Origin of the sequence: Cellulomonas jepli (assembly GCF_047229345.1) — a bacterium.
Lineage (GTDB): Bacteria > Actinomycetota > Actinomycetes > Actinomycetales > Cellulomonadaceae > Cellulomonas_A.
In genome coordinates, this window is the sequence record NZ_JBFTER010000001.1 from 116,995 (window position 1) to 138,914 (window position 21,920).

A 21,920-nucleotide genomic window follows, 5' to 3' on the forward strand; every position below is an offset into this window, starting at 1 on the left:
GGTCCGGTCGGGCTGGGCCGCCGCGCGCCGGCTGATCCGCTCCGTCTGGTCGGGCTGGGCCGCCGCGCGCCGGTCGCGCCGCGTGAGGGTGCTCGCCCTCAGCCGGCGACCCCGCGCGGCACGGGCCCAGCGCCCGCATCGACCGCCGAGCCGGGCGCACCGACGTGCACCGGCGACGGCGCGAGGCGCACCGGGAAGTTGACGGAGCGCGCGATGAAGCAGTGCTCGTGCGCACGGGCGTGCAGGTCGGCGAGGTCGGTCCCGGGCTCTGCGGTCCCCGCCGAGACGGTCACGCGGGGACGCAGGACGACCTCCGTGAACTGCCCGTGCCCGGCCGCCTCGACGCGCATCGTCCCGCTCGCGCGGTCCCGGTACCCGGTGACGACGACGCCGGCCGTCGCGGCGAGGTGCAGGAACCACAGCATGTGGCACTGCGCGACCGCCGCCACGAGCAGCTCCTCGGGGCTGTAGCGGTCGGGGTCGCCGCGGAACGCCGGGTCGGAGGACCCGGGGAGCGGCGGCTTGTCGCCGATCAGCACCTCGTGCTCGCGGCTGTACGCGGTGTAGCTCGTCGTGCCGCTCGTGCCGGCGCCCGTCCAGACGACCTCGGCGGCGAACGTGTGCAGGGGGCCCATCGGCCCACGCTAGCGCGACGGCGGTCCGGCCCGGGAAGGGTTTGCGTGCGCCGCGCGGCGTCCGCCGCCCGCGAACGCGTGACGTCCGCTGTGGGCGCCCCGACTTAGGCTCGTGGCATGGCCGATCCCGCGACCTACCGTCCTGCCCCGGGCGAGATCCCCGACTCCCCGGGCGTGTACCGCTTCCGTGACGAGCACGGCCGGGTCATCTACGTCGGCAAGGCGAAGAGCCTGCGCTCCCGCCTCAACAGCTACTTCCAGGACGTCGCGGGCCTGCACCAGCGCACCCAGCAGATGGTCACCACGGCGGCGTCGGTCCAGTGGACGGTCGTGGGCACGGAGGTCGAGGCGCTCGCGCTCGAGTACTCGTGGATCAAGGAGTTCGACCCGCGGTTCAACGTCAAGTACCGCGACGACAAGAGCTACCCGTACCTGGCGGTGACGCTCGCCGACACGTTCCCGCGCGTGCAGGTCATGCGCGGTGCCAAGCGCGCGGGGACCCGCTACTTCGGCCCGTACGCGCACGCGTGGGCGATCCGCGAGACGGTCGACCTCCTGCTGCGCGTGTTCCCGGTGCGGACGTGCTCGGCGGGGGTCTTCAAGCGCGCGAACCAGCAGGGTCGCCCGTGCCTGCTCGGCTACATCGACAAGTGCTCGGCGCCGTGCGTCGGGCGGATCTCGCCCGAGGACCACGCGGACCTCGCGCGCGACTTCTGCGACTTCATGGCGGGCGACACCGCGAAGTTCACGCGCCGGCTGACCACGCGGATGCGCGAGGCCGCCGCGGAGCTCGACTACGAGCAGGCCGCCCGGCTGCGCGACGACATCGCGGCGCTCGAGCGCGCGACCGAGCGCAACGCGGTGGTGCTCGCCGACGGCACGGACGCGGACATCTTCGCGCTCGTCGGCGACGAGCTCGAGGCCGCGGTGCAGGTGTTCCACGTGCGCGACGGGCGGATCCGCGGCCAGCGCGGCTGGGTCGTGGAGAAGGTCGAGGACGTGACCGACGCCGAGCTGGTCGAGCACCTGCTCCAGCAGGTCTACGGCGACGAGGTGCTCGCGGGCCCCGGACCGGGCGCGGCTGAGGTGCGCGAGTCGCGCGCGGTCCCCCGGGAGGTGCTCGTCCCCGTGCTGCCCCCCGACGTCCCGGGCGTGCAGGCGTGGCTCACGGGGTTGCGGGGGAGCCGCGTCGAGGTCCGCGTCCCCCAGCGCGGCGACAAGCGCGAGCTCGCGGAGACCGTGCGCCGCAACGCCGAGCACGCGCTCGCCCTGCACCGCACGCGCCGCGCGGGCGACCTCACGACCCGCAGCCAGGCCCTGCGCGAGATCCAGGAGGCGCTCGACCTGCCGACGGCGCCGCTGCGCATCGAGTGCTACGACGTCTCGCACAACCAGGGGACGTACCAGGTCGCGTCGATGGTGGTCTTCGAGGACGGCATGGCGCGCAAGAGCGAGTACCGCCAGTTCTCGATCCGCGGCCCCGAGGGTGAGGGTGCGCGCGACGACACCGCGGCGATGCACGAGGTCATCACGCGCCGGTTCCGGCGCTACCTCGCGGAGCGTGCCGAGTCGGGTGACATGGACCTGGGCCAGGGGATGCCCGACGAGGACGACGACGAGGCGCTGCGCCGCTCCGGGCCGGTCGACGCCACGACGGGCCGTCCGCAGAGGTTCGCGTACCCCCCGAACCTCGTGGTCGTCGACGGCGGCCCCCCGCAGGTCGCCGCTGCCGCGGCCGCGCTCGCGGAGCTCGGCATCGACGACGTCGCGCTGTGCGGGCTCGCGAAGCGGCTCGAGGAGGTCTGGGTGCCCGGCGACGACTACCCCGTGATCCTGCAGCGCAGCTCGGAGGGCCTGTACCTGCTGCAGCGCCTGCGCGACGAGGCGCACCGCTTCGCGATCACCGCCCACCGCAAGCGGCGCAGCAAGGGCATGACCGTCTCGGCGCTCGACTCGGTGCCCGGTCTGGGGCCCGCGCGCTCGGCGGCGCTGCTCAAGCAGTTCGGGTCGCTCAAGCGGCTCAAGGCGGCCTCGGTCGAGGAGATCATGTCGGTGCCCGGGATGGGCGAGCGGACCGCCGCGGCGGTCGTCGCGGCGCTCGGTGGCGACGGCGGGGCGGGCGACGCCGTGGCCCCCGCGGACGACGGGGGTGCGTCGTCGTCCGCCGCCGCCCCGGCCGACGCGCCGGGGGTGGTCGCCTCCGCGTCCCCGACGGGCGGCGCGTGAGGCATGCTGAGCCCATGAGCGACGAGCCCTCGCCGATCACCGTCCCCTCCGGGATCCCCGCCCTCGAGGCGGCCGCGGAGGCGCCGCGCCTGATCGCTCCCCAGGTCCTGATCATCACCGGCATGTCCGGCGCCGGGCGCACGCGCGCCGCTGCGGTGCTCGAGGACCTCGACTGGTACGTCGTGGACAACCTGCCGGCGCAGATGCTCGTGCACCTCGTCGGCCTGGTCGCCAAGGGCGGCCCGGGCGGCGGGCAGCAGCGGATCGCGGCGGTCGTCGACGTGCGGACGCGCGAGTTCTTCGCGGACCTCGCCGAGGTGCTCGCCGGTCTGCGCGCGACCGGGACCGACTACCGGATCCTCTTCCTCGACTCGTCCGACGAGGTCCTCGTGCGGCGCTTCGAGCAGGTGCGCCGCCCGCACCCGCTGCAGGGCGACGGGCGCATCCTCGACGGGATCGACGCCGAGCGCGCGCTCCTCGCGGACATCCGGGAGCGCGCGGACGTGCTGATCGACACCTCCGAGCTGAGCGTGCACGACCTCGCCCGCGAGGTGCGCGCGGCGGTCACGGGCAACAGCGAGGACGCGCTGCGCGTCAACATCGTCTCGTTCGGCTTCAAGTACGGGCTGCCGCTCGACGCCGACCACGTCGTCGACGTCCGCTTCCTGTCGAACCCGTACTGGATCACCGAGCTGCGCCACCTCACCGGCCGCGACGAGCCCGTGCGCGACTACGTGCTGGGGCTGCCGGGCGCGACCGACTTCGTCGACCGCTACGCCTCCGCGCTCGAGCCGGTGCTCGCCGGGTACCTGCACGAGGAGAAGCGCTACGTGACGATCGCCGTCGGCTGCACGGGCGGCAAGCACCGCTCGGTGGCGATCAGCGACGCGCTCGCCCGTCGCCTCCGGGAGCGGGGTCAGCGCGTGACCGTGACCGCGCGCGACCTCGGCAAGGAATGAGCGCGGCACGCGCAGCGGACCCGACCTACCTGGCCCCGGCGTTCGTCGCGCTCGGGGGAGGGCACGGGCTCTCGGCGACGCTGTCGGCGCTGCGGCTCATGTCGGACCGGCTCACCGCGGTGGTCACGGTCGCGGACGACGGCGGCTCGTCGGGCCGCCTGCGGGACGAGCTGGGCGTGCTGCCGCCCGGGGACCTGCGCATGGCGCTCGCGGCCCTGTGCGACGACTCCGACTGGGGCCGGACGTGGCGTGACGTGCTCCAGCACCGGTTCGCCTCGTCGGGGGACCTGGACCGGCACGCGGTCGGCAACCTGCTGATCGTCGCACTCTGGGAGCTCCTCGGCGACACCGTCGAGGGCCTCGACTGGGTCGGGAAGCTGCTCGGCGCACGCGGTCGGGTCCTCCCGATGTCCGCGGTGCCGCTCCAGATCGAGGCCGACGTCGAGGACGGCACCGGCCGGACGACGGTGGTCCGCGGCCAGAGCGCGGTGGCGGTCACGACGGACCGGATCGCCCAGGTGCGCCTCGTCCCGGCGTCGCCGCCCGCGTGCGTCGAGGCGGTCGAGGCGGTCGACGCGGCGGACTGGGTCGTCCTCGGGCCCGGCTCGTGGTTCACGTCCGTGCTGCCGCACCTGCTGGTGCCCGAGCTCTCGGCCGCGCTGCACCGGACCGCGGCGCGGCGCGTCGTCGTGCTCAACCTCTCGCCCGACTCGGGGGAGACCGCGGGCATGTGCGCCGAGGAGCACCTCGCGGTGCTGCACGAGCACGCGCCGGGGCTGCGCGTGGACGCCATCGTCGCCGACCCGGGAGCGGTCGACGACGTCGACGTGCTCATGACCAGGGCCGCGGCGTTCGGCGCGCGGGTGCTGCTGCGTCAGGTCCGGGTCGGGGACGGGTCCGCGCGGCACGACCCGCTGCGTCTCGCGGCGGCGCTGCGGGACGTCGTGGAGGGCTACCTCGGGGACGTCGGTACCCGCACGAGCTGACCTCAGGTGGTGGCAGGATGACGCCATGGCGCTGACGGCACAGGTGAAGGATGAGCTGGCACGGCTCCAGGTGGACAAGACGTCCTGCCGCAAGGCCGAGGTCTCCGCGACCCTGAGGTTCGCGGGCGGGCTGCACATCATCTCCGGCCGCATCGTGATCGAGGCCGAGCTCGACACGGGGATCGCGGCCCGACGGCTGCGCCAGGCGATCGCCGAGGTCTACGGGCACGGCAGCGACGTCATCGTGGTCTCGGCGGGCGGCCTGCGCCGCGGCAGCCGCTACGTCGTGCGGGTCGTCAAGGACGGGGAGTCGCTCGCGCGCCAGACCGGTCTGCTCGACAACCGTGGCCGTCCGGTGCGCGGGCTGCCGCCCCAGGTGGTGTCCGCAGGCGTCGGGGAGGCGGAGGCGGCGTGGCGCGGGGCGTTCCTCGCGCACGGCTCGCTGACGGAGCCCGGCCGGTCGTCGTCGCTGGAGATCACGTGCCCGGGGCCCGAGGCCGCGCTCGCGCTCGTCGGGGCCGCGCGGCGGCTCGGGATCACCGCGAAGGCGCGCGAGGTGCGCGGGGTCGACCGCGTCGTGATCCGGGACGGCGACGCGATCAGCGCGATGCTGGCCCGGCTCGGCGCGCACGACACGATGCTCGTGTGGGAGGAGCGGCGCGTGCGCCGCGAGGTGCGCGGGACGGCGAACCGGCTGGCCAACTTCGACGACGCGAACCTGCGCCGGTCGGCGCGCGCGGCGGTGGCCGCGGGGGCCCGCGTCGAGCGCGCGTTCGAGATCCTCGGCGCCGACCTGCCCGAGCACCTGCGCGAGGCCGGGGAGCTGCGGCTCGCCCACAAGCAGGCGTCGCTCGAGGAGCTCGGCAAGCTCGCGGACCCCGTGCTGACCAAGGACGCGGTCGCCGGACGGATCCGCCGCCTGCTCGCCACCGCCGACAAGCGCGCCGCCGAGCTGGGCATCCCGGACACCGAGGCGGGCCTCGCGCCGGAGCTGCTCGACCTGTAGCCACGGCGTCGCCGGCCGCCCACGGGCCGCCCACCTGCGGACCCGTCTCAGCGCGGACCATGGTCCCGGCGTGAGGTCGGTCACGGGTATAGGCTCAAGAACATCCGGTGGAGGTCAAGAGTCGGCCGCGCGCACAGCGTGGCCCTCGCTCGGCCGCCATCGGTGGAGCGCACATCGGCGTGCGTGCTCGTCAATCACCGCAACTGTGTGCGCCGGCCCTTCGTCGGCGCGTGCCGAGGAGGGCAAGTGACCATCCGCGTCGGTATCAACGGCTTCGGCCGCATCGGACGTAACTTCTACCGGGCGATTCTCGCGTCCGGGGCGGACATCGAGATCGTCGGTGTCAACGACCTCACGGACAACAAGACCCTGGCGCACCTGCTGAAGTACGACTCCGTCCTGGGACGTCTCCCGGTCGAGGTCACCTACGACGAGAAGTCGATCATCGTCGACGGCAAGGCCATCCGCGCGCTCGAGGAGCGCGACCCGGCGAACCTCCCCTGGGGCGAGCTCGGTGCGGACATCGTCATCGAGTCCACGGGCTTCTTCACGGACGCGACCAAGGCGAAGGCGCACATCGACGCCGGCGCCAAGAAGGTCATCATCTCGGCCCCGGCCAAGAACGAGGACGGCACGTTCGTCGTCGGTGTCAACCACACCGAGTACGACGCCGCGACGCAGCACATCATCTCGAACGCGTCGTGCACCACGAACTGCCTCGCGCCGCTCGCGAAGGTCCTCGACGAGGCCTTCGGCATCGAGCGTGGTCTCATGACCACGATCCACGCGTACACGGGCGACCAGAACCTCCAGGACGGCCCCCACAAGGACCTGCGCCGTGCGCGCGCCGCCGCCCTGAACATCGTCCCGACGTCGACGGGTGCGGCCAAGGCCGTCGCCCTGGTGCTCCCGCAGCTCAAGGGCAAGCTCGACGGCTACGCGCTGCGCGTCCCGGTCCCGACCGGTTCCGCCACGGACCTCACGTTCACGGCCGGTCGCGAGACGACGGTCGACGAGGTCAACGCCGCGGTCAAGGCCGCTGCCGCGACGGACGCCCTCCAGGGCATCCTCGTCTACACCGAGGACGAGATCGTCTCGAGCGACATCGTCACGGACCCGGCCTCGAGCATCTTCGACGCCAAGCTGACGAAGGTCATCGGCGACCAGGTCAAGGTCGTCGCCTGGTACGACAACGAGTGGGGCTACTCGAACCGCCTCGTGGACCTCACGGTCTACGTGGGCGAGCGTCTCTGACGCGTCGTCCCCCCACCAGCACGACAATGCGTCCGCGTGCGCCCCACGGCCCTCGGGTCGCGGGGCGCACGCGGACGTCGTCATGTCCCGGGCGGTCGGGCTCCGGTCCGGCTGCCCCGAGTCAGGAAGTAGGACCATGAAGACCATCGAGGACCTCGGGGACCTGCGCGGCAAGCGCGTCCTCGTCCGTTCCGACTTCAACGTGCCGCTCGACGGCACGACGATCACGGACGACGGCCGCGTGCGCGCGGCTTTCCCCACGCTGACGGCGCTGCTCGACGCGGGCGCCCGCGTGATCGTGACCGCGCACCTGGGCCGCCCGAAGGGCGCCCCCGAGGACAAGTACTCGCTCGCACCCGTCGCCGCCCGCCTCGGCGAGCTGCTCGGCAAGCCGGTCACGCTCGCGAAGGACACCGTCGGCGAGTCGGCGCGCGAGACCGTCGCCGCGCTCGGTGACGGTGAGATCGCCCTGCTCGAGAACATCCGCTTCGACCCGCGCGAGACCTCGAAGGTCGACGCGGAGCGTGCGGAGCTCGCCGGCGAGCTGGCGTCCCTCGCGGACGCGTACGTCTCCGACGGCTTCGGCGTCGTGCACCGCAAGCAGGCGTCGGTCTACGACGTCGCGCAGCAGCTGCCCGCGGCGGTCGGCAAGCTCGTCCTCAAGGAGGTCGACTCCCTCCGCAAGGCGACCGAGGACCCGGAGCGCCCGTACGTGGTCGTGCTCGGCGGCTCGAAGGTCTCCGACAAGCTGGGCGTCATCGCGAACCTGCTGACCAAGGCGGACCGCCTGCTCATCGGCGGCGGCATGGTCTTCACGTTCCTCGCGGCGAAGGGCTTCTCGGTCGGCAAGTCGCTGCTCGAGGAGGACCAGATCGAGACGGTCAAGGGCTACCTGGCGCAGGCCGAGGAGCGCGGCGTCGAGATCGTCCTGCCGACGGACATCGTCGTCGCGGACGCCTTCGCGGCGGACTCCCCGCACGACGTGGTCGCGGCCGACGCGATCCCCGACGAGCGCATCGGCCTCGACATCGGCCCGGCCTCCGCCGAGCTGTTCCGCAGCAAGCTCGTCGACGCCAAGACGGTCGTCTGGAACGGGCCCGCGGGTGTGTTCGAGTTCGAGGCGTTCTCGGGCGGCACGCGTGCGGTGGCGCAGGCCATCATCGACGCCGGCGCGAACGGCGCGTTCACGATCGTCGGTGGTGGCGACTCCGCCGCCGCCGTCCGGATCCTCGGTTTCGACGAGGCCGGCTTCGGTCACATCTCGACGGGTGGCGGCGCCAGCCTCGAGTTCCTCGAGGGCAAGACCCTCCCCGGCATCGCCGTCCTGGAGGGCTGATCTCATGGCAACGCGCATCCCGCTCATCGCGGGCAACTGGAAGCTCAACCTCGACCACAACGAGGCGATCCACCTCGTGCAGAAGCTCGCGTGGTCGCTCAAGGACGCGAAGCACGACTTCGCGGCTGCGGAGGTCGTCGTCCTGCCGTCGTTCACCGCGATCCGCTCCGTGCAGACGCTCGTGGACGCCGACAAGCTCGAGATCGGCTACGGGGCGCAGGACGTCTCGGCGCACGCGAGCGGCGCGTACACCGGCGAGGTCTCGGCTGCGCAGCTCGCCAAGCTCGGCGTCAGCTACGTCGCGGTCGGGCACTCCGAGCGCCGCGAGTACCACGCCGAGTCGGACGCGGTCGTCGCGGCCAAGGCCGTCGCGGCGTTCGGTGCGGGCATCGTCCCGATCGTCTGCGTCGGCGAGGGCCTCGACGTCCGCAAGGCGGGCGAGCAGGTGTCCTACACGCTCACGCAGCTCGAGGGCTCGCTCGCGGGCCTCACGCCCGAGCAGGTCGCCACGGTCGTCATCGCCTACGAGCCCGTCTGGGCCATCGGCACCGGCGAGGTCGCGACGCCTGAGGACGCGCAGGAGGTCGCCGCGGCGATCCGTGCCCGCCTCGCGGAGCTGTACTCGGCCGAGATCGCCGACGCCGTCCGCGTGCTCTACGGCGGCTCCGTGAAGTCCTCCAACGTGGCGTCGATCCTCGACAAGGAGGACGTCGACGGCGCGCTCGTCGGCGGCGCGAGCCTCGATCCCGAGGAGTTCGCGAAGATCGCGCGCTTCCAGGCGCACAACGTCGGCCTCTAGGCCCTCGTACCACCGCGGACGGGTGCGCGCTCGACGAACGCGCACCCGTCCCGTGGCGATGTTGGCCTTCCGGTGCCGGCGTCGCCTACCCTGTACCGCGGTCACCTGTACCGCACCCACCTTCGGGTGACGTCCCAGAACGAGTGAGGAACCGACGCCGACGTGGACGCCTTGCGCATCACCTTCCAGATCCTGCTGGTGCTGACCAGCGTCCTGCTGATCCCGCTGGTCCTGCTGCACAAGGGCAAGGGCGGCGGTCTGTCGGACATGTTCGGCGGTGGCATCACCAGCAGCGCAGGCAGCTCCGGGGTCGCCGAGCGCAACCTCAACCGGATCACCGTCACCGTCGCGATCCTGTGGGCGATCGTCATCGTGCTGCTGGGCCTGATCCAGCGCGTGAGCTAGGGGGCCGTCGTGGCGAGTGGTAGCGCGATCAGGGGTTCGCGTGTCGGTGCGGGCCCGATGGGCGAGGCCGAGCGGGGGGACAGCGCGCCGCGCGTGTGGATCTCCTACTGGTGCGCCAACGGGCACGAGACCCGGCCGAGCTTCGCCGAGGAGGCAGCTGCCGAGGCGCCCGTGACGTGGGACTGCCCGCGCTGCGGCTTCCCGGCCGGGCAGGACGAGGCGAACCCGCCGTCGCCCTCGAAGAACGAGCCGTACAAGACGCACCTCGCCTACGTGAAGGAGCGGCGTTCGGACGAGGACGGCGAGGCGATCCTCGACGAGGCGCTGGCCGCGCTCCGCGCCCGTCGCGGAGGCTGACGCGAGCGGCGCACCTGCTGGCAGCGCGAAGGGCGCCTGACCGTGAGGTCAGGCGCACTTCGCGCGTCTGCGTCCGCTGCCGCTCCGGGCCGGAGCCCGGGTCTGATCCGCGCCAGGCCGGGAGGCCCGCGGAGAGCCTCGGCCGGGAGGCCCGCGGAGGGCCTCAGCCGGGATGCCCGGGGCGGATCCGCCTCAGGCCGGGATGCCTGCAGCGGCCGCGGCGTCCACGAGCCAGAGCGTCCGCTCGCGCCCGTACGCCCCCGCGGCCGGCGTGGCGACGACCTCGGCGCCTGAGAGCGCCGCGCCGAGCTGCTCGGCCTTCTCGGCGCCCGCGACGACGAACCACACCTGGTGCGCGGCGTTGATCGCCTCGAAGGTCAGCGACACACGCTCGGGAGGCGGCTTCGGCGAGCCGTGCACACCGACCGTCGGCGTCCCCGTGACGGTCAGGGCGTCGTGCCCCGGGAACAGCGACGCGACGTGCCCGTCGGGCCCCATGCCGAGCAGCAGCACGTCGAGCTCCGGTGCGGCTGCGCCGTCGGCAGCGAACCGCGCGAGCTCCGCGGCATACGCCTCCGCGGACTGCTCCGGGGTGTCGACCCCGTCGCCGAGCGGGGGCATCGCGTGCACGTTCCCCGCCGGGAGCACGTCCGCGAGGCCGTCGAGCAGCGCCTCGCGGGCCTGGGTCTCGTTGCGGTCCGGGTCGCCCGACGGCAGGAACCGCTCGTCGCCCCACCACACGTGCACCCCGGACCAGTCGACGACGTCGCGGATCGGGCTGCGGGCGACGGCTCGGAGGAGCTCGATGCCGACGGTCCCGCCGGTCAGGCCGACGTGCACGGGGGAGTGCAGCGACTGCACGTCGAGCAGCCGGGTGAGCAGCCGCGCCGCGGCTGCCTCCGCGAGCGTGCCGGCGTCCGGGTGGACGACGACGCGGCGGCGGTGGTGCGGCTGCCGCTCGGGGGCCGCGACGGGCGGCTCGGGGGGCGGCGTGCTCATGAGCTCAACCTCGCGAGGCCCTTCTGCAGCACCTCGCCGTAGACCTCGTCGGCGTCGAGCCGGCGCAGCTCCTCGGCCAGGCACTCCCGCAGCTGCCGGATGGGCAGGGCGATGCGGTGCTCGGGCTGGTCGGGCTGGATGAGCGCCGCGGTCTTGCCGTCCGGGCGGTCCAGGACGATCGGGCCGGACGCGCGCTCGAGCCGGACCGTCGTGATCGCGGGGGCGTCGGCGAGGCGCTCGACGTCCACCGGGCAGCGCAGCGACTGCGCGAGCCACGCCGCGATGAGGTCGACCGACGGGTGCGTGCTCTCGCCCGAGACGACGACCCGCTGGACCTGCTCGTACGGCGGCTGGTCGAGCGTCGCCGCGATGAGCCCGCGCCACAGCGTCGCGCGCGTCCAGGCCAGGTCCGTGTCGCCCTCGGCGTAGACCTGCGCGAGCCGGCGCAGGACCTCGCCCGGCTTCGCGCACTGCGTCGAGTCGGTGATCCGGCGCTGGGCCATGCGGCCGAGCGGGTGCTGCGCCGGGTCCTCGGGGATCTCGTAGGGCCACCACACCACGATGGGCGCGTCGGGCAGCAGGAGCGGCATGACGAGCGTGTCGAGGTGCTGGGCGAGCGGCCCGACGGGACGCAGGACGATGACCTCGCTCGCCCCGGCGTCGCCGCCGAGCCGGATCTGCGCGTCGAGGCGGGACTCGCCCGCGGTGGTGTCCTCCGCGATGACGATGACGCGGCAGGGGTGCTCGCGGCTCGCGTCGTTCGCGGCCTCGATCGCCTCCTCGGCGTCGTGCCCGTCGACGTCGATGATGAGCGTGAGCACGCGACCGAGCGCGACCGCGCCGCCCTCGTCGCGCGCCTTGACGAGCCGGCGGTTGATCGCCCGCGTGCTCGTGCCGGGCAGGTCGATGATCACGGGAGCCTCCAGGCACGGCCGTCGCGGGCCATCATCTCGTCAGCGGAGTCGGGACCCCACGTGCCCGAGCGGTACGGGTCGGGCTTGCCCTTGGACGCCCAGTACGAGGTGATCGGGTCGAGGATCTTCCAGGACAGCTCGACCTCCTCGTGCCGCGGGAACAGCGGCGGGTCGCCCAGCAGGACGTCGAGGATGAGCCGCTCGTAGGCCTCGGGGGAGGACTCCGTGAACGCGTGCCCGTACCCGAAGTCCATCGTGACGTCGCGCACGGCCATCGCGGTGCCGGGGACCTTCGCGCCGAACCGCAGGGTCACGCCCTCGTCGGGCTGGACCCGGATGACGAGCGCGTTCTGGCCGAGCTCCTCGGTCGCGGTCGTCTCGAACGGCAGGTGCGGGGCGCGCTTGAACACGACGGCGATCTCGGTGACACGGCGCCCGAGGCGCTTGCCGGTGCGCAGGTAGAACGGGACGCCCGCCCAGCGGCGGGTGTCGATGTCGAGGCGGATGGCCGCGAACGTCTCCGTCGTCGAGGTGCTCGAGAAGCCTTCCTCCTCGAGGTACCCGACGACCTCCTCGGCGCCCTGCCACCCCGCCACGTACTGGCCGCGCGACGTGTGCCGCCCGAGGTCGCGGGGGAGCCGCACCGCCGAGAGGACCTTCTCCTTCTCGGCGCGGAGGTCGTCGGCGTCGAAGGACACCGGCTCCTCCATCGCGGTGAGCGCGAGGAGCTGCAGGAGGTGGTTCTGGATGACGTCGCGCGCGGCGCCGATCCCGTCGTAGTACCCGGCGCGCCCGCCGATGCCGATGTCCTCGGCCATCGTGATCTGGACGTGGTCGACGTAGTGCGAGTTCCAGATGGGCTCGAAGAGCTGGTTCGCGAACCGCAGCGCCAGGAGGTTCTGGACGGTCTCCTTGCCGAGGTAGTGGTCGATCCGGAAGACGTCGTCCGGGCGGAAGACCTCGGAGACGACGTCGTTGAGCTCGCGCGCGCTCTGCAGGTCGTGGCCGAACGGCTTCTCGATGACGACGCGGCGCCACGCACCCTCGCGGGGCTGCGAGAGCCCCGAGCGCGCGAGCTGCTGGCAGACGACCGGGAAGGAGCTGGGCGGCACCGACAGGTAGAACGCGTGGTTCCCGCCCGTCCCGCGCTTGGCGTCGAGGTCCTCGACGGTCTCCCGCAGCCGGTCGAACGCCGCGTCGTCGTCGAACGTGCCCTGGACGAACCGGATGCCCTCGGCGAGCTGGCGCCAGGTGGCCTCGCGGAACGGCGTGCGCGCGTGCTCCTTGACGGAGTCGTGCACGATCTGCGCGAAGTCCTGGTCCTCCCAGTCGCGCCGGGCGAAGCCGGTGAGCGCGAAGCCCGGGGGCAGCAGTCCCCGGTTGGTGAGGTCGTAGACCGCCGGCATGAGCTTCTTGCGGGCGAGGTCACCCGTGACGCCGAAGATCACGAGGCCGCAGGGCCCCGCGATCCTCGGCAGCCGACGGTCGCGCGGGTCGCGCAGCGGGTTGTTCGCCGCCGAGACCTTCGAGGGGCTCACCGGCTCACCCGCGCGAGGCCCTCGGTGACCGTCGCGAGCAGCTCCTGCCAGCTGGCCTCGAACTTCGTGACGCCCTCGGACTCGAGCGTCTCGGTGACCTCGTCGATCTCGATGCCGAGCGTCGCGAGGCCGTCGATCACCGACTGCGCCTCGGCCTGCGTGCCGGTCACGGTGTCGCCCGTGATGTCGCCGTGGTCGGCGACCGCCTGGAGCGTGGCCTCCGGCATCGTGTTGACGACGCCGGCGACGACGAGCTCGTCGACGTAGCGCGTGTCGGGGTACGCCTTGTCCTTGACGCCCGTCGACGCCCACAGCGGGCGCTGCGGACGCGCACCGGCCGCGGCGAGCTGCCGCCAGCGCTCCGAGGCGACGACCTCCTCGTACACCCCGTACGCGAGCCGTGCGTTGGCGATCGCGGCCTTCCCGCGCAGCGCGGCGGCCTCGGGCGTCCCGATCTCGTCGAGCCGCGGGTCGATCGCCGCGTCGACGCGCGAGACGAAGAACGAGGCCACCGAGGCGATCGGCGCGAGGTCGTGGCCGTTGGCCTTGGCCTTCTCGAGGCCCTCGAGGAACGCGTCGAGCACCGCGCTGTAGCGCTCGAGCGAGAAGATCAGCGTCACGTTGACGCTGATCCCCTCGCCGAGCACCGCGGCGATCGCCGGCAGGCCCTCGCGTGTCGCCGGGATCTTGATGAACACGTTGGGCCGGTCGACCGTGGCCCACAGGGCCTTGGCCGACGCGATCGTGCCCTCGGTGTCCTTGGCCAGGCGGGGGTCCACCTCGATCGACACGCGACCGTCGACACCGCCCGTGCTGTCGTGCAGCGGGCGCAGCACGTCGGCCGCCTCCCGCACGTCGTCGGTCGTGATCGTGAAGACGGCCGTGTCGACGTCGGCGCCCTGGCCGGCGAGCTCGCGCAGCTGCTCGTCGTAGGCGTCGCCCTTCGCGAGCGCGCTCGCGAAGATCGTCGGGTTCGTCGTCACGCCGACGACGCCGCGCGTCTCGACGAGGTCGGCGAGGTTCCCCGTGCGGAGTCGCTCGCGCGAGAGGTCGTCGAGCCAGATCGCGACCCCGGCCGCGGTGAGGCGGTCGAGGGCGCTGCTGCCGGACGGTGCCATGGTGGTTCCCCTTCCCTGCTGTTGCCGGCGCCCGGTGGTGCGGGAGCCGTGATGTCGGAGACCGAGGTCAGAGCTGGTCGCCGGTGCCGCTCTCCGTGGGGGTGGCGCCCGAGGCGGCCGGTGCGGCGTCGCCCGAGGCGGCCGCGATCGACTCGTGCGCGGCGGCCACGACGGCGTCGGCGGTGATGCCGAACTCCTCGTAGAGCGTCTCGTACGCCGCGGAGGCGCCGTAGTGCTCGAGCGAGACGCTGCGGCCCGCGTCGCCGACGATCTTGTGCCACGACAGCGCGATGCCGGCCTCGACGGAGACACGGGCGCGCACGGACGCCGGCAGGACCTGCTCGCGGTACGCGTCGTCCTGCTCGGAGAACCACTCGAGGCACGGCGCGGAGACGACGCGCGTGCCGATGCCGGCGGCCTCGAGCTGCTCGCGCGCCGCGACGGCGAGCTGCACCTCGGACCCCGTGCCGATCAGGATCACCTCGGGGGTCGGCGTGCTCGACTCGACCAGCACGTAGGCGCCGCGCGCGACACCCTCGGCACCGGCGAAGCCGTCCTCGCCGCGCGGGAACGTCGGGACGTTCTGCCGCGTGAGGATGAGGCCGACCGGGCCGTCGGTGCGCTCGAGCGTGGCCCGCCACGCCGCGGCCGTCTCGTTGGCGTCGGCCGGGCGGACGACGGCCAGGCCGGGGATGGCCCGGACGGCGGTGAGGTGCTCGACGGGCTGGTGCGTCGGGCCGTCCTCGCCGAGGCCGATCGAGTCGTGCGTCCACACGTAGATCGCCGGGACGCCCATGAGCGCCGCGAGGCGCACCGCGCCGCGCATGTAGTCGCTGAACGTGAAGAACGTGCCGCCGTACGCGCGCGTCAGGCCGTGCAGCACGATGCCCGAGAGGATCGAGCCCATGGCGTGCTCGCGGATCCCGAAGTGCAGGGTGCGGCCGAACTCGTCGCCGGAGAACTCGTGCGTCGAGCGCTCGGCCGGCAGGAACGAGGGCTGGCCCTTCATCGTGGTGTTGTTCGAGCCGGCGAGGTCGGCGGAGCCGCCCCAGAGCTCGGGCAGCACGTCGGCGAGCGCGGAGAGCACCTCGCCGGAGGCCGCGCGCGTCGCGACGGCCTTGCCCGCGGGGAACGTCGGGAGGGCGTCGGCCCAGCCGGTGGGGAGCTCACCGGCGCGGAGCCGGTCGAGCAGCGCCGCACGGTCCGGGTTGGCGGCACGCCACGCCTCGAACCTCGGCGCCCACTCGGCCTGCGCCTGCTTGCCGCGCTCGAGCGCCTTGCGGGTGTGCTCGATGACCTCGGGCGCGACGTCGAAGGTCTTCTCCGCATCGAAGCCGAGGGCCTCCTTGAGGCCGCGGACCTCGTCGGTGCCGAGCTTCGAGCCGTGCGAGCCGTGCGTGTTCTGCTTGGTCGGCGAGGGCCACGCGATGATCGTGCGCAGGCCGATGAACGACGGGCGGTCGGTGACGGCCTTGGCGGCCTCGATCGCGGCGTGCAGCGCGTCGACGTCCTCGACGTAGCCGTCGGCGCCCGCGGTCCAGTCGACGAACTGGACGTGCCAGCCGTACGCCTCGTAGCGCTTGAGGACGTCCTCCGTGAACGCGATCTCGGTGTCGCCCTCGATCGAGATGTGGTTGTCGTCCCACAGCACGATCAGGTTGCCGAGCTTCTGCGTCCCGGCGATCGACGACGCCTCGCTCGTGACGCCCTCCTGCAGGTCGCCGTCGGAGGCGATGACGTAGACGTGGTGGTCGAACGGGCTCTCGCCCGCGGGGGCTTCGGGGTCGAGGAGCCCGCGCTCGCGGCGCGCGGCCATCGCGAAGCCGACGGCGCTGGCCAGGCCCTGGCCGAGCGGGCCCGTCGTGATCTCGACGCCCTCGGTGTGCTTGTACTCGGGGTGGCCGGGGGTCTTCGAGCCCCACGTGCGCAGCGCCGCGATGTCCTCGAGCTCGAGGCCGAAGCCGGCGAGGTAGAGCTGGATGTACTGCGTGAGGCTCGAGTGGCCCGCCGAGAGGATGAAGCGGTCGCGGCCGAGCCAGTGCGGGTCCGCGGGGTCGTGGCGCAGGACGTTCTGGTAGAGCAGGTACGCGGCGGGCGCGAGGCTGATCGCCGTGCCGGGGTGGCCGTTGCCGACCTTCTCCACCGCGTCGGCCGCGAGGACCCGGACGGTGTCGACCGCCTTGTGGTCCAGCTCGGTCCAACCGACGGTCTGTGCCTGGGGGGCCTTCGCGTTCACCGCACCTCATTCCCGCCGCGGGCTCGATGCTCGGGGCGTCGATCGAACTGGCCGGGCGACCCTCGGTGGGTGCCGGTCACATGGCGTCCGGGCGGGGCCGACGGCCTCGCGGCGCACTGTGCATATCGAGCCTATCTCGCATTCCTCGTGGCGCGCGGTGCCGTCCCACCGTAGCGGATAGCGCTTTCCCAGCGCCACCGCCGCGGGCAGGGCGACCGATCTCACACCGCTCCGTGGTGCCCGGGGAGCGCTCCGGGGGCGGTCCGCGGGGACCGGGGCCGTACGATGGCCGGGCGACCACCCGACGAGACGAACGGAAGACCGCAGCGCGTGCGCACCACGAGCCCCGCCCCCCTGGACGACGCCGGAGCGTCCGGACGAGCGACCCCGTGGCGGCCCACCGTCGTGAACGTCGCCCCCACCGCCGCGCGGACCAGCGAGGACGCCGGCGCCGCGGACCGGGCCCGCCGGGTCCTGCGCCACCTCGGGGCGTACGTCGCCCTGACCAAGCCGCGCATCATCGAGCTGCTGCTCGTCACGACGCTCCCGACGATGATCCTCGCCGAGCGCGGGTTCCCGTCCGTGGGGCTCGTGCTCGCGACCCTCGTCGGGGGAGCCGCCGCGGCGGGCTCCGCGAACACGCTCAACTGCTACCTCGACCGTGACATCGACGAGGTCATGAACCGCACGAAGCGCCGGCCGCTGGTGACGGGGGAGATCACCCCGCGCGCCGCGCTCGTGTTCGGGCTCGTCCTCGGGGTGCTGTCGATCGCGTGGTTCGCGCTCGTCGTGAACCCTGCCGCCGCGTGGCTCACGTTCGGCGCCATCGCGATCTACGTCGTCGGCTACACGATGATCCTCAAGCGCCGCACCGCGCAGAACATCGTGTGGGGTGGGGCGGCGGGCTGCATGCCCGTGCTCATCGGTTGGTCCGCGGTCACCGGCACGGTGTCGTGGGCCGCGGCGCTGCTGTTCGGAGTCATCTTCTTCTGGACCCCGCCGCACTACTGGCCGCTGTCGATGAAGTTCCGGCGCGAGTACGCCGCCGCCGGGGTCCCGATGCTCCCCGTCGTCGCGGCCGACACCAAGGTCGCCCGCGAGATGATCGCGTACACCGTCGCGATGATCGCGTGCTCGCTCCTGCTCGTCCCCGTGGCGGGCATGACGTGGGTCTACGGCGTCGTCGCGCTGGTGCTCGGCGCCTGGTTCCTGTGGTCCTGCATCGGCCTGCTGCGGCGCGCGCAGGACCCGTCGCGCGGCAAGCTCGGCGCGATGAAGGTGTTCCACGGCTCGATCACCTACCTCACGCTCCTCTGCGTCGCCGTCGCGGTGGACGTCTTCCTCCCCATCTGATCGCGGCCGGTCGATGCCCGAGGACCGGCCGGATCCTGCGGGGCCCCTGCACGACGCCGTGCGGGACTACCTCGCGCACCTGACCGTCGAGCGCGGCCTCTCGGCGAACACGCTGGGTGCCTACCGCCGGGACCTCGCGCGGTACGTGCAGTACCTCGAGGCCGCCGGCCGGCGTGCGCCGGCCGACGTGACCGAGCGCGACGTCGAGGACTTCGTGCTCGTGGTGCGCACCGGCTCCGACGGGGGTGCGGTGCTGTCCGCGTCGTCGGCCGCCCGCGCGGTCGTGGCCGTCCGGGGGTGGCACCGCTTCTGCGCGCTCGAGGGGCTCACGGGGACCGACGCCGCGAGCGCCGTCCGCCCGCCGGCGCAGCCGCGACGCCTGCCCAAGGCGATCTCGACCGACGACGTCGAGCGGCTGCTCGAGGCGGCCGGCGCGGGCGACGGCCCGGGGCCGCTGCGCGACCGGGCGCTGCTCGAGCTCCTCTACTCGACCGGGGCGCGCATCTCCGAGGCCGTCGGGCTCGACGTCGACGACCTCGACCTCACGCCGGGTCGCTCCGCGGTGCGCCTGCTCGGCAAGGGCAGCAAGGAGCGCGTCGTCCCGGTGGGCAGCTACGCGGTCGAGGCCGTCGAGGCCTACGTCGTGCGCGGGCGCCCGGCGCTCGCCGCCGCCGGGCGCGGGACGAGCGCGCTGTTCCTCAACACGCGCGGGTCCCGGCTGAGCCGGCAGAGCGCGTGGGCGGTGCTGCGGGCCTCGGCCGAGCGTGCGCAGCTGCCGGCCTCGGCCCACGTGTCCCCGCACACGCTGCGGCACTCGTTCGCGACCCACCTGCTCGCCGGCGGGGCCGACGTGCGCGTCGTGCAGGAGATGCTCGGGCACGCGTCGGTGACCACGACGCAGGTCTACACGCTCGTGACGCGGGACACCCTGCGCGAGGTCTACGCGACCGCGCACCCGCGGGCGATCCGCCGCGAGCCGGCTGGTCGCTGAGGCCCGTCGCCAGCCCGGTCGCCGACCCGTCCGGGAGGCCGGTACCGCGCGATCCAGGCGGACCCCGGGTCGAGCGGGGTGGTCCTCGCGCGACGCCGGCTGCGCGGAAAGCGCACGTGCGTGCGGTCTGTCGCACGCTCGCTGAGCGAGCCCTCCGGTAGGTTGTGCGCGTGGCGAGCGAGCAGACGACCGAGGCGATCCTCGACCCCGTCGGGCGAGCGCTGCCCGAGTTCCCCGTCCCGGCACCCCTCCCGAGCCACGGTCCGGCCCGCGTGATCGCGATGTGCAACCAGAAGGGCGGGGTCGGCAAGACGACCTCGACCATCAACCTCGCGGCGTCCCTCGCGGAGTACGGGCGCCGCGTCCTGATCGTCGACTTCGACCCCCAGGGCGCCGCGTCGGTCGGGCTCGGGGTCAGCCCGCACGAGCTCGACCGCACGGTCTACAACCTCCTGATGGAGCCCCACGCGTCGATCCACGAGGTCATCCACGCGACGGCGGTCCCCGGCCTCGACCTGCTGCCGGCCAACATCGACCTCTCGGCCGCCGAGGTCCAGCTCGTCGGCGAGGTGGCCCGGGAGTCCGTGCTGGCGCGCGTGCTGCGGCCGGTGGCCGACGAGTACGACGTCGTGCTCATCGACTGCCAGCCGTCGCTCGGCCTGCTCACGGTGAACGCGCTGACCGCCGCGCACGGCGTCCTCATCCCGCTCGAGTGCGAGTTCTTCGCGCTGCGCGGGGTCGCGCTGCTCATCGAGACGATCGAGAAGGTCCGCGACCGGCTCAACCCGCGCCTCGAGGTCGACGGGATACTGGCCACGATGTACGACCCGCGGACGCTGCACGCGCGCGAGGTGGTGGCCCGGCTCAACGAGGCCTTCGGCGACACGCTCCTGCACACCGTGATCGGCCGGACGGTCAAGTTCCCGGACTCCTCGGTGGCCGCGGAGCCCATCACCACCTACGCGCCGACCCACAGCGGCGCCACGGCGTACCGGCAGCTGGCCCGTGAGCTCATCGCCCGTGGCGACGCCGCCTGAGGCGGCCTCCGCAAGCGCGACGACGCCCCCGCAGCCCGAGGTCCCCGGACGCGCCGCGCCCGGCGCCGGCGGCTTCGAGGTCCACCTCACGAACTTCTCGGGTCCCTTCGACCTGCTCCTGGGGCTCATCGCCAAGCACAAGCTCGACATCACCGAGGTCTCGCTCGGTCAGGTGACCAACGAGTTCATCGCGCACATCCGGGCGGCCGAGCGCGCGGCGGCCGAGGGTGGCACGTCGTGGGACCTCAGCCAGGCGAGCGAGTTCCTGGTGGTCGCCGCGACGCTGCTCGACCTCAAGGCGGCGCGGCTGCTGCCCGCGGGCGACGTCGAGGACGCGGAGGACCTCGAGCTCCTCGAGGCGCGGGACCTGCTGTTCGCCCGGCTGCTGCAGTACCGCGCGTACAAGGTCGTGGCGCGCGACCTCGGCGAGCGGCTCGCGGCCGAGGCGCGGCACTTCCCCCGCACGGTCACGCTCGAGCCGCAGCTCGCGGCGCTCCTGCCCGAGCTCGTGTGGCAGATCGGGCCCGACGAGCTCGCGGTCCTGGCGGCCAAGGCGCTCGCGCCCAAGGCCCCGCCGCCCGGCGTCGACATCAGCCACCTGCACGCCCCGGCGGTCTCCGTGCGCGAGCAGGCCGCGGTGCTCGTCGACCGGCTGCGGCACGGCGGCGCGCTGTCCTTCCGGGCGCTGACCGCGGACGCCGACGCCACGATCGTCGTGGTCGCCCGGTTCCTCGCGCTGCTCGAGCTGTTCCGGGAGGGCGCGGTCGGGTTCGACCAGGTGCAGCCGCTCGGCGAGCTCACGGTGCGCTGGACGGGGGCCGAGGAGGGCGACGTCGCGGTGTCCGACGACTTCGACGAACCCGGCGACGGGACCACAGCGGAGGGCACCGCGCCGCCGCCGACCGCCCACCTCGCCGTCGACCCGACCGACCAGCCGCAGGAGCCCCCCGCATGAGCCAGGTCCCGCAGTCCGACGCGGTCCCGCAGGACGCCACGCCCGCGGTCGACGGGTCCGCCGCCCCGGCCGACGCGACGGAGGTGGCAGCCGACGAGCTCGCGTTCGACGTCGACGACCTGCCCGGCGGCGCGCTCGCGGCGCTCGAGGCCGTGCTCATGGTCGCCGACGAGCCGATCCCGGCCGTCCGGCTCGCGTCGGTGCTCGCGCTGCCGACCGCGCGCGTCGAGGAGCTCCTCGACACGCTCGCCGCGGAGTACCGCGGGGACCACGGCGGGCGCCCGCGCGGCTTCGAGCTGCGGCTCGCGGGGGCGGGGTGGCGGATCTACTCCGCGTCGGCCTACGCCGACGTCGTGGGGCGCTTCGTGCTCGAGGGGCAGACCGCGCGGCTCACGCAGGCCGCGCTCGAGACGCTGGCGGTCATCGCGTACCGCCAGCCGGTCACGCGCGGGCAGGTCTCGGGCGTGCGCGGGGTCAACGTGGACGGCGTGGTGCGGACGCTCACGGCGCGCGGCCTGGTCACCGAGGCAGGCACCGAGCCGACGACCGGTGCGGTGCTCTACGAGACCACGGGATACTTCCTGGAGCGGATGGGACTCGCGAGCCTGGACGAGCTGCCACCGCTCGCGCCCTACCTACCAGACATCGACACGCTCGAGGGCGTGGACAGGGCAAACGGAGAGGCACGATGAGCGCATCGGACGGACGGCGCGGCGGCACAGGGCGACCTGAGCGAGCCGACGGAGGCACGGGACGCGCAGGAGCGGGCCGCGGCGGCCAGGGCGGCGGCGCGGGTCGCTCGCAGGGCGGCGGCGC

The 21,920-nt window shown here is 73.5% G+C and carries 20 protein-coding genes; 14 read left to right on the forward strand and 6 right to left on the reverse strand.

Annotated elements, in window-relative coordinates:
* Window positions 1–98: 98 nt before the first annotated feature.
* Entirely contained in the window at window positions 99–635 is a 537-nt protein-coding gene (locus AB6N24_RS00510) for an OsmC family protein (RefSeq protein WP_412867510.1), read from the reverse strand.
* A 117-nt stretch (window positions 636–752) separates the two neighbouring features.
* Between AB6N24_RS00510 and uvrC the strand changes: the two genes are divergently transcribed.
* From uvrC to AB6N24_RS00555, 9 genes are all read left to right on the forward strand, one after another.
* Window positions 753–2,861 carry an excinuclease ABC subunit UvrC gene (gene uvrC / locus AB6N24_RS00515; protein ID WP_412867511.1) on the forward strand — a complete coding sequence of 703 codons (2,109 nt, stop codon included), beginning with the start codon at window positions 753–755 and terminating at the stop codon, window positions 2,859–2,861.
* Between the two features lie 14 nt (window positions 2,862–2,875).
* Window positions 2,876–3,820, forward strand: a complete 945-nt coding sequence (gene rapZ / locus AB6N24_RS00520) for an RNase adapter RapZ (RefSeq protein ID WP_412867512.1) — start codon at window positions 2,876–2,878, stop codon at window positions 3,818–3,820.
* Entirely contained in the window at window positions 3,817–4,806 is a 990-nt protein-coding gene (locus AB6N24_RS00525) for a gluconeogenesis factor YvcK family protein (protein ID WP_412867513.1), read from the forward strand. Before rapZ ends, AB6N24_RS00525 begins: the two co-directional genes overlap by 4 nt.
* A gap of 25 nt (window positions 4,807–4,831) precedes the next feature.
* Complete coding sequence (gene whiA, locus AB6N24_RS00530) at window positions 4,832–5,812, forward strand: DNA-binding protein WhiA (RefSeq protein WP_183294629.1); 981 nt, start codon at window positions 4,832–4,834, stop codon at window positions 5,810–5,812.
* A gap of 246 nt (window positions 5,813–6,058) precedes the next feature.
* The gene (gene gap, locus AB6N24_RS00535) at window positions 6,059–7,066 is read left to right on the forward strand and encodes a type I glyceraldehyde-3-phosphate dehydrogenase (RefSeq protein WP_412867514.1); all 1,008 of its coding nucleotides are present in this window, start codon (window positions 6,059–6,061) and stop codon (window positions 7,064–7,066) included.
* A gap of 136 nt (window positions 7,067–7,202) precedes the next feature.
* The gene (locus AB6N24_RS00540) at window positions 7,203–8,402 is read left to right on the forward strand and encodes a phosphoglycerate kinase (RefSeq protein WP_412867515.1); all 1,200 of its coding nucleotides are present in this window, start codon (window positions 7,203–7,205) and stop codon (window positions 8,400–8,402) included.
* A gap of 4 nt (window positions 8,403–8,406) precedes the next feature.
* The gene (tpiA, locus tag AB6N24_RS00545; RefSeq protein WP_412867516.1) at window positions 8,407–9,201 is read left to right on the forward strand and encodes a triose-phosphate isomerase; all 795 of its coding nucleotides are present in this window, start codon (window positions 8,407–8,409) and stop codon (window positions 9,199–9,201) included.
* A 162-nt stretch (window positions 9,202–9,363) separates the two neighbouring features.
* Window positions 9,364–9,606 (forward strand): preprotein translocase subunit SecG, encoded by a 243-nt coding sequence (gene secG / locus AB6N24_RS00550; protein WP_412867517.1) that lies wholly within the window; start codon window positions 9,364–9,366, stop codon window positions 9,604–9,606.
* A gap of 9 nt (window positions 9,607–9,615) precedes the next feature.
* Window positions 9,616–9,963, forward strand: a complete 348-nt coding sequence (locus tag AB6N24_RS00555) for an RNA polymerase-binding protein RbpA (protein WP_034624303.1) — start codon at window positions 9,616–9,618, stop codon at window positions 9,961–9,963.
* A 192-nt stretch (window positions 9,964–10,155) separates the two neighbouring features.
* Here the strand turns inward: AB6N24_RS00555 and pgl are convergent, their stop codons facing one another.
* From pgl to tkt, 5 genes are all read right to left on the reverse strand, one after another.
* Window positions 10,156–10,962 (reverse strand): 6-phosphogluconolactonase, encoded by an 807-nt coding sequence (gene pgl / locus AB6N24_RS00560; RefSeq protein ID WP_412867518.1) that lies wholly within the window; start codon window positions 10,960–10,962, stop codon window positions 10,156–10,158.
* Window positions 10,959–11,876, reverse strand: coding sequence for a glucose-6-phosphate dehydrogenase assembly protein OpcA (gene opcA / locus AB6N24_RS00565; protein ID WP_412867519.1), 918 nt, complete (start codon window positions 11,874–11,876; stop codon window positions 10,959–10,961). The genes pgl and opcA overlap by 4 nt, the downstream gene beginning before the upstream one ends.
* Complete coding sequence (gene zwf / locus AB6N24_RS00570; protein WP_412867520.1) at window positions 11,873–13,414, reverse strand: glucose-6-phosphate dehydrogenase; 1,542 nt, start codon at window positions 13,412–13,414, stop codon at window positions 11,873–11,875. Before zwf ends, opcA begins: the two co-directional genes overlap by 4 nt.
* Window positions 13,411–14,532, reverse strand: coding sequence for a transaldolase (gene tal / locus AB6N24_RS00575; protein ID WP_412867521.1), 1,122 nt, complete (start codon window positions 14,530–14,532; stop codon window positions 13,411–13,413). The genes zwf and tal overlap by 4 nt, the downstream gene beginning before the upstream one ends.
* 67 nt (window positions 14,533–14,599) lie before the next feature.
* A complete protein-coding gene (gene tkt / locus AB6N24_RS00580; RefSeq protein ID WP_412867522.1) occupies window positions 14,600–16,768 on the reverse strand; it encodes a transketolase in 2,169 nt (722 codons plus the stop codon).
* Window positions 16,769–17,173: 405 nt separating this feature from the next.
* Between tkt and AB6N24_RS00585 the strand changes: the two genes are divergently transcribed.
* From AB6N24_RS00585 to scpB, 5 genes are all read left to right on the forward strand, one after another.
* The gene (locus AB6N24_RS00585) at window positions 17,174–18,121 is read left to right on the forward strand and encodes a heme o synthase (RefSeq protein WP_412867530.1); all 948 of its coding nucleotides are present in this window, start codon (window positions 17,174–17,176) and stop codon (window positions 18,119–18,121) included.
* A 13-nt stretch (window positions 18,122–18,134) separates the two neighbouring features.
* Entirely contained in the window at window positions 18,135–19,112 is a 978-nt protein-coding gene (gene xerD, locus AB6N24_RS00590; RefSeq protein ID WP_412867523.1) for a site-specific tyrosine recombinase XerD, read from the forward strand.
* 170 nt (window positions 19,113–19,282) lie between these two features.
* Entirely contained in the window at window positions 19,283–20,149 is an 867-nt protein-coding gene (locus tag AB6N24_RS00595) for a ParA family protein (RefSeq protein ID WP_412867524.1), read from the forward strand.
* Window positions 20,133–21,104 (forward strand): segregation and condensation protein A, encoded by a 972-nt coding sequence (locus AB6N24_RS00600; protein ID WP_412867525.1) that lies wholly within the window; start codon window positions 20,133–20,135, stop codon window positions 21,102–21,104. The genes AB6N24_RS00595 and AB6N24_RS00600 overlap by 17 nt, the downstream gene beginning before the upstream one ends.
* Window positions 21,101–21,796: an SMC-Scp complex subunit ScpB gene (gene scpB / locus AB6N24_RS00605; protein ID WP_412867526.1), complete on the forward strand. Its 696-nt coding sequence runs from the start codon at window positions 21,101–21,103 to the stop codon at window positions 21,794–21,796. Before AB6N24_RS00600 ends, scpB begins: the two co-directional genes overlap by 4 nt.
* Window positions 21,797–21,920: the final 124 nt, after the last annotated feature.